This window comes from Marinobacter sp. AC-23 (assembly GCF_001858325.1).
GTDB lineage: Bacteria > Pseudomonadota > Gammaproteobacteria > Pseudomonadales > Oleiphilaceae > Marinobacter.
Genome location: NZ_MBPP01000028.1, coordinates 17,315 through 31,494, shown reverse-complemented (window position 1 = coordinate 31,494; position 14,180 = coordinate 17,315). Strand labels below are relative to the sequence as shown.

Here is a 14,180-nt window from a genome sequence, read left to right as displayed (position 1 = left end):
CCGGTGATAGCTACTCATGGCCATGTTAGAAAAAGTTCTGATCGCAAACCGGGGTGAAATAGCCCTTCGTATTTTGCGTGCATGTAAAGAGCTCGGCATTAAGACCGTAGCAGTTCACTCTCAGGTGGACCGCGATTTGATGCACGTGCGCCTGGCTGATGAATCCGTATGTATCGGCCCCAACAGTCCTCTGGAAAGTTACCTGAACATTCCAGCCATTATCAGCGCCGCTGAAGTAACCGATTCCGTTGGCATCCACCCAGGCTACGGTTTCCTTGCGGAAAACGCCGATTTCGCCGAACAAGTTGAGAAAAGCGGCTTCCGCTTTATCGGCCCAAGAGCTGAGACCATTCGCCTGATGGGCAATAAAGTCTCAGCCATTAACGCGATGATTCGCGCCGGCGTACCTACCGTGCCGGGTTCCGACGGCCCGCTAACCGAGGACGACGAGCGCACTTTGCAGGTTGCCCGCAAAATCGGCTATCCGGTGATGATCAAGGCAGCCTCTGGCGGCGGTGGTCGAGGCATGCAGGTGGTTCATTCCGAAGCAGCTCTGCTCAAGGCCGTACAGATTACCCAGTCTGAAGCCCGGAATGCCTTTGGCGACCCTACGGTTTATCTGGAAAAGTTCCTGGAAGCCCCGCGCCACGTGGAAGTTCAGGTATTGGCCGATATGCACGGCAACTGCATCCATCTGGGTGACCGCGACTGCTCCATGCAGCGCCGAAACCAGAAAGTCATTGAAGAAGCTCCGGCCCCGAATATTGATCCGGAAGCCCGCGAGCGCACACTCAAAGCCTGCGTGGATGCGTGCAAAGCAATCGGTTACGTCGGTGCTGGCACCTTCGAGTTCCTGTATCAAGACAGCGAGTTCTTTTTCATTGAAATGAACACGCGAGTGCAAGTAGAGCACCCAGTCTCCGAAATGGTTACCGGTGTTGATATCGTTCGCGAACAGCTGCGCATTGCCAGCGGCCTACCACTGCAATACACGCAGGAAGACATTCACATCACGGGTCATGCTATGGAGTGCCGCATCAACGCGGAAGATCCGGCAACCTTTGTACCCAGCCCTGGTAAAGTGAAACATTTTCACGCCCCTGGCGGTTACGGCGTGCGAGTGGATTCACACATTTACAGTGGTTATACGGTACCTCCGTTTTATGACTCTCTGATCGCCAAGTTAATCACTTGGGGTGATGATCGGCAGATAGCCCGGCGGCGCATGAAAAACGCTCTGGACGAACTGTTGGTTGATGGAATTAAAACCAATCAGTCTTTACATCGGAAACTGGTGCGCGACGGCGGCTTTAAAACGGTAGACTTCACCATCCACTACCTTGAAAAATTGATGCGGGACTAACACCCTGCATCGCAATGCAGGAAGACTTATGCCCTGGATACAACTTCAGATTCCAGCTGATCCCGACACCGCGGATCAGTTGGAGGATCTGCTTATGGAGATGGGTGCCGACGCCGTTTCCATGGAAGATGCCGCAGATCAGCCGCTCTACGAGCCGGACCCTGGAACCACACCCTTGTGGAGCCAGACTACCGTTACTGGGCTATTTCAGTCAGACCGGGACATTGACCAGCTGTGCACCGACGTGCGCAACGCCTGGCACCAGCAAACCCAGCAATCCCTGGCAGACATTGACGTAACCTTGGTTGAAGACAAAGACTGGGAACGGGCCTGGATGGACGATTTTCATCCACTGCAGTTCGGCGAGCGCCTTTGGATAGTACCCAGTTGGGCCGACGCGCCCGACCCAGATGCGGCGAACCTGATGCTGGACCCAGGGCTAGCCTTCGGAACCGGCACCCACGCCACCACCGCGTTGTGCCTGGAATGGTTGGATGGGCAGGATGTTCAAGGCAAACAGGTTACAGACTATGGCTGCGGCTCCGGCATACTTGGCCTGGCGGCTCTGCTACTGGGCGCGGACCATGTGGTTGGCGTAGACACCGACCCCCAGGCGCTGGAAGCTAGTCGCGAGAATGCACGCCGCAATGGGGTGAATCAGGCTAAGCTTGATCTCTATCTACCAAAAGACGAACCAAACACCAAAGCCGATGTCATGCTGGCGAACATTCTCGCGCAGCCACTGATTGGCTTGGCACCGCACCTCGCAGCGCTCACAAAGCCAGGAGGTGACCTGGTGCTTTCAGGTATTCTGTCTAATCAGGCCCGTGAGGTGATGGTTGCCTACGAACCCTGGTTTATTATGGACGAACCGGAGCAACGTGAAGAATGGATACGTCTCACAGGTCGGCGTAACGACAGATGACGAAGGCTGTCTTAACAACTAAACTCTCTGACTCCTAGTTCAGTCGCTTTCAGGAACGAAGCATGACCCAGAGTAGCCTGCAGACCCAGTGCCCCAAATGTCGCACCCGCTTCCGGGTTACCGATGAACAGCTTGGCATTGCCAGGGGCAAGGTGCGCTGCGGCCACTGCATGGAGGTTTTCAATGCGGTCGAGCATCGGGTGCAAGTCGACCCCCCTGCGCAACCTGCAACCAGCTCCAGTTTAAGCGGCGACAACACGGAAGAGGACTTCATCTTTGCGGATAACCCTGAAGAAGACGCCCAGGAAAGCCGATATACCGGTACAAAGCTAACGTTCTCGGATGACGAGCTGAGCGACAGTTTTCGCAGCTTCGACGACAAGGATCATTCCACACAGGATGAAACAGACGACGCCGATATCGATGAGAGCTGGGCCGAAGCGATTCTTCAGGAAGATGTCGCTCCCACGAAAATAGCACCCGAGCCAGAATCTGAGCCCGAGCCCGAGCCCGAGCCCGAGCCCGAGCCCGAGCCCTCTAATTCTGGCGCCTCCGAAGCCAATAAAAGCCCCAGTGAGCCCCCCAAAGAAGACCCACAAGGCTTTTACATTGACCAGCAACCGAACCCGGAGTTTGAGTCTTTTGCCAGCGACCACGGGCCTGAACCCGTGAATGAAAACCGAAACCAGGAAGAACCTTTCACCGCGAATACCCCGTTTGGTGACCTCAGGCACGACCCTGTATCCGTGGGCAGAAACAACAAAAGCTGGCTACGCACCCTGGTTTGGTCAGTCATTGTGCTTGGCCTTTTCGGTGTTCTGATTGCGCAAGTCACCTGGTTCCAGTTTGACCGGTTATCGGCCATACCAGAGCTACGACCCTTTTATGAAAAGGGCTGTGCACTGGCAGGCTGCGAACTGAGACCTCTGATCAACGTTGATGCCATTCAGAGCCGAAAGCTTGTGGTGCGCACTGATCCGGAAAATCGTAGCCAATTGGTTGTAGATGCAGTCATCATTAACCGGGCAGATTTTCAGCAACCCTTTCCTGCCATCGCCCTGACTTTCTCCAACCTGAATGGAGATGTTGTAGCCCAGAGTGTTTTCACGCCGTCGGAATACCTGGCTGGCGAGGCCAACGAGCTCGACATCATGCCCGTGGAAACGCCCGTTCGCATTGCGATCCGCATTCGCGACCCGGGCCGCGACGCTGTGAATTACAACATAATTTTCCGACCCTACGCGCCCTGAAACTGTCTGCCGGTGACCACCCGGCAGACACACCAACCCCCACCACATCGCACAAAAGTCAACCAGAAAGAGCGAAAAATAATCAGTTTTTTAGCCCCTTTGCCCCTTCAATCAAAGGGCCCCCGGCGGTATCATTAGCGCCCTTCGGAATCGGCATCGGTCATTTATTAAACAGCCGCACCGCTCCGACTTTTGCTTACTCTGCTGTGATACGGGTTCAAACCATGTTGCCAACGGCAAAAATCGGGCCGTACACACTGCCCAACTCGCTGATTGTTGCGCCCATGGCAGGTGTAACAGACCGCCCCTTTCGGCTACTCTGCCGCAAAATGGGCGCGGGCCTGGCGGTGTCGGAAATGGTCATAGCAGATAGCAAGCTCTGGCATACGCGCAAATCCAGATCCCGTATGGATCATGCCGGAGAGCCTGAACCGAGATCGGTGCAGATTGCTGGCGGTGACCCGGAAATGCTGGCCAACGCGGCCCGCCTTAATGCCGAATCTGGCGCCCAGATTATTGACATCAATATGGGTTGTCCGGCGAAAAAAGTATGCAACAAGGCGGCTGGTTCAGCGCTGATGAAGGATGAAAGCCTGGTTCGAGACATATTGAATGCTGTAGTCAGTGCCGTTGATGTCCCCGTTACGCTGAAAATGCGTACTGGTTGGGATCAGGACAATCGCAACGCGCTTACCATCGCCCGTATGGCCGAAGATAGTGGCATTCAGGCTTTGGCGATTCATGGTCGTACCCGCGCCGACAAGTACAACGGCGAGGCAGAATACGACACCATTGCACAGATCAAAGCCAGCGTTGGCATTCCGGTTTTCGCCAATGGCGACATCACATCGCCGGAGAAAGCCCGCATGGTGCTTGAGCATACCGGCGCCGATGGCCTGCTTATAGGTCGCGCCGCTCAAGGCAGCCCATGGATTTTTCGGGAAATTCTACATTTCCTTGAAACCGGTCGGCACTTGCCGGCGCCTCCATTGAGCGAAGTGGAACAGATTTTAAGCGAACACCTAGGCGCCCTGCACAGCTTTTACGGCGAGCTCATGGGCGTGCGTATTGCCAGAAAACACGTGGGTTGGTACTTGCAGTCCCACGACCCGGACAAACAGTTCCGCAGTCGCTTCAACGTGCTCAACAGCGCGGTGGAGCAGAAAAACAGTATCCGACAGTATTTTTCAGGTTTACGAAATGGAGAGGAATTCGCAGCATGACCGCTGAGACTTTGGCAAACAACACACTGAACACCCCGGCCAACGATGATATTCACCAGCTACAAACGGTGAACAGCAGCGGCAACACCGTTACCCTGCGAGATAACGTTGAAGTGGCTCTGAAAAACTACTTTGCCCAGCTTGATGGAGCGCCCGTTACTGAAGTCTACCAACTGGTACTTTCCGAAGTGGAAGCACCTCTGCTGGAACAGGTAATGAAGTACACCCGCAACAACCAGACCAAGGCATCCACCATGCTCGGCCTGAATCGCGGGACCTTGCGCAAAAAGCTGAAGCAGTACGGCCTGCTATAATCGAGACATCCTGACTTGAAGAGGGCCTCCCGGATACCCTTCGCGAGGCCCTTATTCGTTCACCCCAAGTGAAGAATATAACCCCATGGCAAACCAGGCTAATACCCCCGTCCGTCGCGCACTGATCAGTGTCAGTGATAAATCCGGCATTGTTGAGTTTGGGCGCGCCCTGACCGATCGCGGTATCGAGCTGCTTTCCACCGGAGGCACCTTTCGGCTCCTTAAGGAAAACCGCGTTCTCGTTACCGAAGTCTCTGACTACACCGGGTTTCCCGAGATGATGGATGGCCGGGTAAAAACCCTGCACCCGAAAATCCACGGCGGCATTCTGGGCCGCCGGGGCACAGACGATGCCATCATGGGCGAGCACGGCATCAACCCCATTGATATGGTTGTGGTGAACCTGTACCCATTCGAATCCACCGTCGCCAACCCCGACTGCGATCTTGCTACCGCTATTGAAAACATTGATATCGGCGGCCCAACCATGGTTCGCGCTGCGGCCAAAAACCACAACGATGTCGCCATTGTGGTCAATGCCTCAGATTACAGCCTGGTTCTGAAAGAACTGGAAGACAACGATGGCCAGCTGAGCCACAGCACCCGGTTTGATCTGGCAGTAAAGGCATTCGAGCATACCGCAGGCTACGATGGCGCCATTGCCAACTACCTGGGTGGCCGCACCGCTGACAACAACAACGCCGATTTCCCGCGCACCTTTAACAGCCAGTACGTAAAAGTTCAGGACATGCGTTACGGCGAAAATCCGCACCAGCGCGCGGCTTTCTACGCGGAGCGCAACCCGAAAGAAGCCTGCGTGGCCACGGCAAAGCAACTTCAAGGCAAGGAGCTGTCCTACAACAACGTGGCGGACACCGACGCTGCCTTGGAATGCGTGAAGCCGTTTGCGGACCCCGCCTGCGTAATCGTCAAGCACGCCAACCCCTGCGGCGTAGCAATTGGGTCGGATATTCACCAGGCCTATGACCTGGCCTTTGCAACCGACCCCACCTCGGCTTTCGGCGGCATTATTGCCTTCAACCGGGAGCTGGACGCCGAAACCGCCAAGGCCATTATTGATCGCCAGTTCGTGGAAGTTATTATTGCACCCTCCATCGCACCGGAGGCAGTGAAGCTGGTCAGCGCGAAAAAGAATGTACGCCTGCTGGCCTGCGGCGATCTCAACGGCGAGCGCGCCCAGTCCATGGACTACAAGCGCGTAACCGGCGGCCTACTGGTACAGGATCGTGACCTGGGCATGGTGGCCATGGCCGACGTAAAAGTGGTGACCACCCGCCAGCCAACCGAGCACGAACTGAACGACCTGCTGTTTGCCTGGGAAGTGGCAAAATACGTGAAATCCAACGCCATTGTTTATGCCCGTTCAGGCCGCACAATTGGTGTTGGCGCAGGCCAAATGAGCCGCGTTTACAGCGCCCGGATTGCTGGCATCAAGGCCGCCGATGAAAACCTGGAAGTGAAAGGCTCAGTAATGGCTTCTGATGCCTTCTTCCCGTTCCGGGATGGCATTGACGCAGCCGCTGCGGCCGGTATTACTGCGGTGATACAGCCAGGCGGCTCCATGCGGGATCAGGAGGTGATCGATGCCGCCAACGAACACGGCATTGCCATGGTCTTCACCGGCATGCGCCATTTCCGGCACTGATACGACACGTTATAAACGTATAGGGTAGCGAGATATGAACATTCTGGTAATCGGCAGCGGCGGGCGCGAACACGCTCTGGCCTGGAAAGCAGCCCAGTCCCCGAATGCGGGCACCGTATTCGTGCGCCCGGCAACGCAGGTACTGCCCACGAGCCGGGCGTGCAGAACGTCAACATAGACGTGCTCGATCTTGAAGGCCTGGCTACCTTTGCCAGCGAGAACAACGTTGGCCTGACCATTGTTGGTCCGGAAGCACCTCTTGTGGCCGGCATTGTGGATCTCTTTGAAGAGCGCGGTCTGCGTGTATTCGGCCCCAGTGCCGAAGCCGCGCAACTGGAAGGCTCCAAAGCCTTCACCAAGGACTTCCTCGCGCGCCAGAACATCCCTACGGCCGGCTACGGCAACTTCACGAACGTAGACGAAGCCCTGGCATACGTTCGTGAACAAGGCGCGCCTATTGTGGTCAAAGCTGACGGCCTTGCCGCGGGCAAAGGCGTTATCGTGGCCATGACCCTCGAAGAAGCCGAAAACGCCATCCGCGACATGCTCGCAGGCAACGCCTTTGGCGATGCTGGCAGCCGTGTTGTGGTTGAGGAATTCCTTGACGGCGAGGAGGCCAGCTTTATTGTAATGGTGGATGGTGAGCATGTTCTGCCCATGGCCACTTCACAGGATCATAAGCGCGTAGGCGACGGAGATACTGGCCCTAACACCGGCGGCATGGGAGCCTACTCTCCTGCCCCTGTGGTGACCGCTGACGTGCACAAGCGCATTATGGATGAAGTCATTTACCCAACAGTGCGTGGCATGGCGGCTGAAGGCCATCTCTACAAGGGGTTCCTTTACGCCGGCTTGATGATAGACACCACCGGAGCACCCAAGGTTATCGAATTCAATTGCCGCTTTGGTGATCCGGAGACTCAGCCCATCCTGCTTCGCATGAAGTCAGACATTGTTGAGCTGTGTCAGGCGGCCATTGATGGCAAGCTGGATCAATGCAGCTCCGACTGGGACGAGCGCGCCGCAGTCGGCATTGTATTGGCCGCAGGTGGCTACCCTGGCAGCTACAACAAGGGCGATGTTATTTCCGGCCTGCCGCACACAGACACCGAAGGCGAGAAAGCCTTCCATGCGGGCACCAAGTTGGGGCCAGACGGCAACGGGGCGGTCACCAGTGGCGGACGAGTGCTCTGCGCAACGGCATTGGGCAACACAGTAACTGAAGCCCAGCAGCGAGCTTATACACTTGCCAAAAAAATACGCTGGGATGGCGTGTTTTATCGCAACGACATTGCGTATCGGGCCATTGCCCGGGAAAAATCGTAACGACGCTCTGCAAGCTAAAGCCCGGCCAATGACCGGGCTTTTTTATAGAGTACTGTATGCGCATTCGCCCAATGGGCGTAAAACACAAAACAGCCAGGAACCGCCCGAATGCTGCAAAAATTGCCCATCACCGCTATTTTTCTACTTATCTCCATTCTGCTTGTAAGCGCCTGTTCCCGACACGGCATATACGAAACGGCCATCAGCCTGGAGCGCTCTGCCGCAGGTTTGGAAGCGACCAGCATTACCGTGGGTGAGCTGAACATCGCTTACTTGCGAAACACCAAAGCCAACAACGGCGACACCATTGTTCTGGTTCACGGGTTTGGAGCCAACAAGGATAACTGGACTCGAATCGCCCGCGAGCTCACTGATGATTTCAACGTTTATGCCATAGATCTTCCTGGCCACGGCGAGAGCAGCAAACCGCTAGATTTGGGATACAGTTTGGAACAACAGGTTGGTCACCTTGCCCGCATTATCGAGGCTTTAGGTATCAATGAGATGCACATGATGGGCAACTCCATGGGCGGCGGCATTACTGCCCTTTACGCCGCTACGTACCCGAAACAGATCAAAACTGCTGTGCTGTTCGACCCGGCAGGCATTCTTGAGTACGAAAGCGAGATGGTCGATATGGTACTTGCAGGTGACAACCCTCTCATTCCGAGTAAGCCGGGGGATTTCGAGCGGTTGATGGATTTTGCCTTGGAGGAAAAGCCCTTTGTTCCCTGGCCGATCCTGGGTGTTATGGAAGAGCAAGCCATTGCCAATCAAGCCGTGAACAAGGTGATTTTCGCCGCCATACAGGAGGCGGGTTTCAAATCGGAGTTTCGCAACATCATTAAAAATATTGAAGATCCGACGCTCATAATCTGGGGCAAAGAAGACCGCATTCTCGATTACCGCAACGGCGACGTTTTTCAGAAAATCATTCCCGATGCACGTCTGGAAGTAATGGACGGCATTGGCCACGCACCGATGATCGAGCGCCGGAAGAATCTGCACGCCTGTTCCTTGAATTTGCCAAAACCCACATTTCAAACACCAACTGACGCAAACGGCCACGAGGTTCTGGCGTTATTGTCTTCAACGACCATGGGAAACAAGGTAGCCTTACACGGAAGGTCACCCGTTTCGCCTGAAAGAACCTCTCATGCCTGAAGCTATCTGGATTTCCTTTGCATTCGGCCTTGGCCTCCTGATAAAAGCCGTAGGCCTACCGCCGCTGGTTGGCTATCTGGGGGCGGGTTTCGTGCTCAGTGGTCTCGCCGCCAGCCCGTCTATCGGTATTTCGGCAGAACCCACATCCGTACTGGCTCATATTGCCCATTTGGGCGTATTGCTCATGCTGTTTACGGTGGGCCTCAAGCTCAAACTCAAGTCGGTTATCAGCCCAGAGGTAATCGGCGGCAGCTTGCTGCATTTTGCCATCACCTGCTTTGTGTTTACGCCCGGCCTTTACCTGCTGCTGGATATAAGCTGGTACGTGGCCTTCCTGTTAGCCGTTGCCCTATCGTTCTCCTCTACTGTGTTAGCTGCAAAGGTATTGGAGAACAAACGCGAGCTCAGAGCATTCCACGGCCGGGTGTCCATCGGCATCCTGATTATGCAGGATTTGATTGCCTTACTGGTGATGAGCCTGGCTGCGGGCCAGACACCTTCAGAGTGGGCGTTGATTGTCTTTGGCTTGCCACTGTTGCGGCCGTTGCTGTTCAAGCTTCTGGATGCCAGCGGGCACGACGAGCTGCTGGTTCTTCTGGGCCTTCTTTTGGCACTGGTGTTGGGAGGCATGGGCTTTGAAACCGTTGGTCTTAGTTCAGAGCTGGGCGCTCTGGTTTTCGGTGCCATTCTGGCCAATCACCCTCGCAGCCAGGAGCTGGCAAAATCCCTGTGGAGCGTAAAGGAAATCTTTCTGGTCGGCTTCTTTTTGCAAATCGGCATAGGCGGCCTGCCAGATACAAATGCCATTATATTTGCCGTTGTGGCGGCTCTAGTGCTGCCTATAAAGGGGATTCTGTTCTTCTTCCTTATGCTGCTGTTTCGCCTGCGTGCCCGCAGCGGCTTTCTTACCGCGCTGGCTCTCACCAACTACAGCGAGTTCGGGCTGATCGTTGCCAGCATCGCACTGCCGGAATGGCTGGTACCTTTAGCCATAACCGTGGCACTGTCGTTTCTGATTTCGGCGCCGTTGAACCGGCTCGCTCACCCACTTTACGAGCGTTTGAGCCACCGGCTTGTGCCCTTCGAGAGTCAACAGCGCCACCCGGATGAGCTGCCCATTTCTCTGGGTGACACCCGCGTTCTGGTGATGGGAATGGGGCGCACCGGGACCGCAGCGTACGACTGGCTGAAAACGTCAGAAGCAAGGCTCATGGCGCTGGATTCTGACCTCCCCAAGGTGCAACGACACCAGGCAAAAGGGCGGAACGTTGTCTACGCCGATGCTGAAGACAACACCTTCTGGGAAGCGCTACATATGCCAGCCGTGGAAGCCGTTATCCTTGCCATGAGTGATATAGAGGCCAAACTGATCGCTGCGCGAATGCTAAGAAAACTGGGCTTTACCGGCTACATTGTTGCCCACACCATGTACGCTGACGAAGCCGAGCGCATTTGCGAAGCCGGCGCCGATGACGCCTACCTCACCATGAGCGAGACCGGCGTTGCGCTGGCCAGCCACCTCCTGGACAGAGTTCCGGCAATACCGGCACTGGCTTCAGACAAAGCGAGCTGAACTTAACTTTCGGTTAAAGCGCAGGTGCGAAAGCCGGTATACACGTCGGTTCTCTGGGGCAGATATGCCTGCCGATAGGTACCGCGAATCAAGCAAGACGACGTGGCACAACTGCCACCACGGCTAACCTTATGATCCCCGAACTGGAGCGTAGACATGAACGGGTACATGTCTACGCGAAACCCGTCATAAGGCAGGAACTGACTGCTGGTCCATTCCCACACCGTGCCGATCATCTGCCGGCCGCCAAAAGGGCTGTCGCCTGCCGGATAATCGGCCACTGAGTTCTGCGCCATGCCGCTAGCGTTCATATCTGCATGCGTATCGTCTGGCAGCTCGTTGCCCCAAGGGTATCTCCGGAACGGCTCACCCAGCCTGTTACCAAGCGCCGCCGCTTCCCATTCCTGCTCGGTAGGTAGGCGCCGGCCCGCCCAACAGCAGTATGCTTCTGCCTCCCAATAGCTGACATGGGTTACCGGCGCATCTAGCTTCAACGGCTGCCATTGATCAAACAACCGCTCCTGCCACTGACCCTCGTGCCAGCGCCAGTAGAGCGGGTGCTGTGGTGTTTGCAGTAAGGGGATTGCCGACCCACACACGTGCGCCATGTCCGTTTCTGTTCTCAGCCATTTCTGGCCACCAAACGACCACAGTTCAGGTTTTTGATAACCGCCATCTTCCAAGAAGGCCACGAACTCCTGATTGCTAACCAGGCATCGGGAAATCGCAAACCCACCCAGGCTTACCGCATGGCGTGGTTTTTCGGCGTCGAATGCAAAATCCTCAGTCGCATACTGCTCCGACTCACCCGGCATGCCAATCAACCATTCGCCGGCGGGAACCGCGGCATCACCCTGCAATGGGCTGGCTTGCAACTCACCTGGTGCCGGGCGCTCAAAGCTAGCTCCTGGCGGCGGTGCGTAACCCGCGGTCTGACGACACCACACCAGTGATTCTATATGCATATTCTGGTGATAAATGGCGTAACGGCACAGATACAGCTCGCGATCTGTCAGTAGCGTGCGCCCAATACGTTCCGCCATTTTGTCGTAAACATGATCGAAATAAGCCAACGTCTTTTCAAGGCCGGGAAACAGATCCCCGCGCCAGCGATCCTGATGATCAATGTGGAACGAATCCCACAGGTCGTCCATGGACGGATCAAAGCTGGCATCCCCATCCAATAGGCTGAACACGAATACTTCATAGAAAAAAGCGGCATGACCCATTTCCCAGAGCGGCGGATTCACCCCAGGGTGGTAAGGCACGTCAAGCTGTTGCTCGTCCAATGATGTGATGAGTTCCCGCGTTCGCTTTCGCGTTAGCGCAAGCTCCGCCAGCAATTGAGCTCGATACATCTGCTTTGCCTCCATCATGGCTCCTCAGGCTTGATTCATTCTTATACTATCAGGTCCAGACCAGCATAATGACTGGCACTGCAACAACCGTGACCACCAGGGTGAGGGGCAAACCCAGGCGCCAGTAGTCACCAAATTCATAGCCCCCTGGCTCCATAACCAACGCGTTAGATTGATGCCCTATAGGCGTCATAAAGGCACAGGACGCACCAACGGCAACCGCCATCAACACCGCATCGGAAGGTATTTGCAGGTCACTGGCCAGGCTCAGAGCAATTGGCGCAACCACAATAGCCGCTGCTGCGTTATTTACTACGTTGGATAACAGCGTTGTGCTCACCAGTATCATCACCAGCACCGACGCAACCGAAAGATTCTCACCCAGCACCAGCATCTGTGCAGCAATCAAGCCCGCGCCCCCGGTGGTTTCCATAGCCTGGCCAACCGGAATCATCGCCGCCAACAATACAATCACCGACCAATCAATCGCCTTATACGCCTCGGCTGCAGACAGGAGCTTCACCAGCACCATTGCAACCGCCCCGGCGACAAGAGCAACTGGGGCAGCAAGCAAGCCCGTCACAATGGCGACGATACTGGCCAAAAAGATGCCGGAAGCCATAGCAGTGTTGCGGGGAGAACCCAACCTGAGGCCACGCTCCGCCAGCGGTAAGCAACCCAGTTCCGCCAGGCTGCCACCCAGAGAATCCTCAAAGCCCTGCACCAGCAATATATCGCCGGCGTTGAAGCGTATATCGCCCAGACGTCGCTTGAGCCGGTAACCCAATCGGGCGACGGCCACAATATTAAGCTGATAGCGTTCCCGTAACTGTAGCCGGTTAGCAGTTTGGCCCACCAGCGAGGACTCGGGCGCTATAACAGCCTCGACCAAGTGAAGCTCGCCTTTGGCTATCCGAACCGAGGATTCCTTATCGTCTTCTGTGTTTTCTTCACTGCTGACCTCGTTGGCTGCGCTATCGCTATTCTTTTCCTTGTCGTTTTCCGTTTCTTCATCGTCTACAGCCTGGTGCGCAAGCTCTAACCCGGTTTTATCAAGAAACGTCTGCAAGCTGGTCGTATCGGCCTCTACCAGCAGCACATCGCCCTCACGCATTACCTTGTAGGTGGAGGGAACAGCTTGGCGCTGCTCGCCTCGAATCAAAGCAAGAACCACAATATCCGGTTCATCCCCGGCCCCGGTGATCAAGCTATGCAAAGTAGACCCGGCGTGAGGTGAATCCACAGGGATGCGCAACTCAGTAACGTACTCACCAACGCTAAACAACTTGCTGTTGGCCGGGCTTTCCTCTCGCCGAGGGGTAAAGCGCCAACCAATAAGCGTAATGAAGGCAATCCCTGCCAGCGTAATAGCCACGCCAACAGGCGCGAAATCGAACAACCCGAAGGAGCCGCCCTCACGATAGGAGGCAATGATGATATTAGGCGGCGTGCCTATGAGGGTCATGGTGCCGCCCAGCAGCGACCCGAAGGCCAAAGGCATCAGCAGCAGAGAAGGCGAACGCCCCGCCTCACGTGACATCCAGATAGCAACGGGCATCAGCAACGCAAGCGCACCCACGTTATTGATAAAACCAGAGCAAAGCGCCACCACGCTAGTCAGGGTGAACACCTGAAGTGTCGGTCGATGGCTGATCTTACCCAGCAAACGTGCGATGTTGTCTACCACCCCACCGTTCACCAATCCTTGGCTGATAACCAAAACCGCAGCTACGGTAATCACGGCAGGGTGACCAAAACCGGCAAACAACTCTTCTGTTGGCACCAAGCCTGCGACCGCCACCGCCAATAAAGCCAGCATGGCCACCACATCAAAACGTAGGCGGTTCCATACAAACATGGCAAGGGTAATTCCGAGCACCGAAAACACAATGCCTTGCTCGATACTCAAGGGCAATCTCCTGCATCGGGGGCGGGTAATAATATATAGCAAAGCCGCGCGGGCGGGCACTTAGAGGCGATGACAGCCTCTTGGGTCATGTCAGCCAACTTTACAGTTT

The 14,180-nt window shown here is 55.6% G+C and carries 10 protein-coding genes and 1 pseudogene; 9 read left to right on the top strand and 2 right to left on the bottom strand.

Annotated elements, in window-relative coordinates; all coding sequences use genetic code 11:
* Positions 1-16 precede the first annotated feature (16 nt).
* From accC to BCA33_RS10450, 9 genes and pseudogenes are all read left to right on the top strand, one after another.
* On the top strand, positions 17-1,363 hold the full coding sequence (gene accC, locus BCA33_RS10490; RefSeq protein ID WP_071265636.1) for an acetyl-CoA carboxylase biotin carboxylase subunit: 1,347 nt from the start codon (positions 17-19) through the stop codon (positions 1,361-1,363).
* Between the two features lie 28 nt (positions 1,364-1,391).
* On the top strand, positions 1,392-2,288 hold the full coding sequence (gene prmA, locus BCA33_RS10485) for a 50S ribosomal protein L11 methyltransferase (RefSeq protein ID WP_071265634.1): 897 nt from the start codon (positions 1,392-1,394) through the stop codon (positions 2,286-2,288).
* A gap of 62 nt (positions 2,289-2,350) precedes the next feature.
* A complete protein-coding gene (locus BCA33_RS10480; protein WP_071265632.1) occupies positions 2,351-3,538 on the top strand; it encodes a DUF3426 domain-containing protein in 1,188 nt (395 codons plus the stop codon).
* A 227-nt stretch (positions 3,539-3,765) separates the two neighbouring features.
* On the top strand, positions 3,766-4,761 hold the full coding sequence (dusB, locus tag BCA33_RS10475; protein ID WP_175469756.1) for a tRNA dihydrouridine synthase DusB: 996 nt from the start codon (positions 3,766-3,768) through the stop codon (positions 4,759-4,761).
* A complete protein-coding gene (gene fis, locus BCA33_RS10470) occupies positions 4,758-5,075 on the top strand; it encodes a DNA-binding transcriptional regulator Fis (RefSeq protein WP_071265628.1) in 318 nt (105 codons plus the stop codon). The genes dusB and fis overlap by 4 nt, the downstream gene beginning before the upstream one ends.
* A gap of 85 nt (positions 5,076-5,160) precedes the next feature.
* Positions 5,161-6,741 carry a bifunctional phosphoribosylaminoimidazolecarboxamide formyltransferase/IMP cyclohydrolase gene (gene purH / locus BCA33_RS10465; protein ID WP_071265626.1) on the top strand — a complete coding sequence of 527 codons (1,581 nt, stop codon included), beginning with the start codon at positions 5,161-5,163 and terminating at the stop codon, positions 6,739-6,741.
* Positions 6,742-6,775: 34 nt separating this feature from the next.
* Positions 6,776-8,067, top strand: a pseudogene (gene purD, locus BCA33_RS10460) (phosphoribosylamine--glycine ligase).
* Between the two features lie 108 nt (positions 8,068-8,175).
* The gene (locus BCA33_RS10455; RefSeq protein WP_368087239.1) at positions 8,176-9,231 is read left to right on the top strand and encodes an alpha/beta fold hydrolase; all 1,056 of its coding nucleotides are present in this window, start codon (positions 8,176-8,178) and stop codon (positions 9,229-9,231) included.
* Complete coding sequence (locus tag BCA33_RS10450) at positions 9,224-10,804, top strand: cation:proton antiporter family protein (protein ID WP_071265624.1); 1,581 nt, start codon at positions 9,224-9,226, stop codon at positions 10,802-10,804. The genes BCA33_RS10455 and BCA33_RS10450 overlap by 8 nt, the downstream gene beginning before the upstream one ends.
* Before the next feature lie 2 nt (positions 10,805-10,806).
* Here the strand turns inward: BCA33_RS10450 and senA are convergent, their stop codons facing one another.
* Positions 10,807-12,162 (bottom strand): selenoneine synthase SenA, encoded by a 1,356-nt coding sequence (senA, locus tag BCA33_RS10445; protein ID WP_083394720.1) that lies wholly within the window; start codon positions 12,160-12,162, stop codon positions 10,807-10,809.
* A gap of 49 nt (positions 12,163-12,211) precedes the next feature.
* The gene (locus BCA33_RS10440; protein ID WP_071265620.1) at positions 12,212-14,071 is read right to left on the bottom strand and encodes an SLC13 family permease; all 1,860 of its coding nucleotides are present in this window, start codon (positions 14,069-14,071) and stop codon (positions 12,212-12,214) included.
* Positions 14,072-14,180 lie beyond the last annotated feature (109 nt).

Coding starts and splice junctions, on each gene's coding strand:
- BCA33_RS10450 (WP_071265624.1), top strand. CDS start 9,224: ATGCCTGAAGCTATCTGGATTTCCTTTGCATTCGGCCTTGGCCTCCTG.
- BCA33_RS10480 (WP_071265632.1), top strand. CDS start 2,351: ATGACCCAGAGTAGCCTGCAGACCCAGTGCCCCAAATGTCGCACCCGC.
- prmA (WP_071265634.1), top strand. CDS start 1,392: ATGCCCTGGATACAACTTCAGATTCCAGCTGATCCCGACACCGCGGAT.
- BCA33_RS10455 (WP_368087239.1), top strand. CDS start 8,176: ATGCTGCAAAAATTGCCCATCACCGCTATTTTTCTACTTATCTCCATT.
- accC (WP_071265636.1), top strand. CDS start 17: ATGGCCATGTTAGAAAAAGTTCTGATCGCAAACCGGGGTGAAATAGCC.
- purH (WP_071265626.1), top strand. CDS start 5,161: ATGGCAAACCAGGCTAATACCCCCGTCCGTCGCGCACTGATCAGTGTC.
- senA (WP_083394720.1), bottom strand. CDS start 12,162: ATGTATCGAGCTCAATTGCTGGCGGAGCTTGCGCTAACGCGAAAGCGA.
- fis (WP_071265628.1), top strand. CDS start 4,758: ATGACCGCTGAGACTTTGGCAAACAACACACTGAACACCCCGGCCAAC.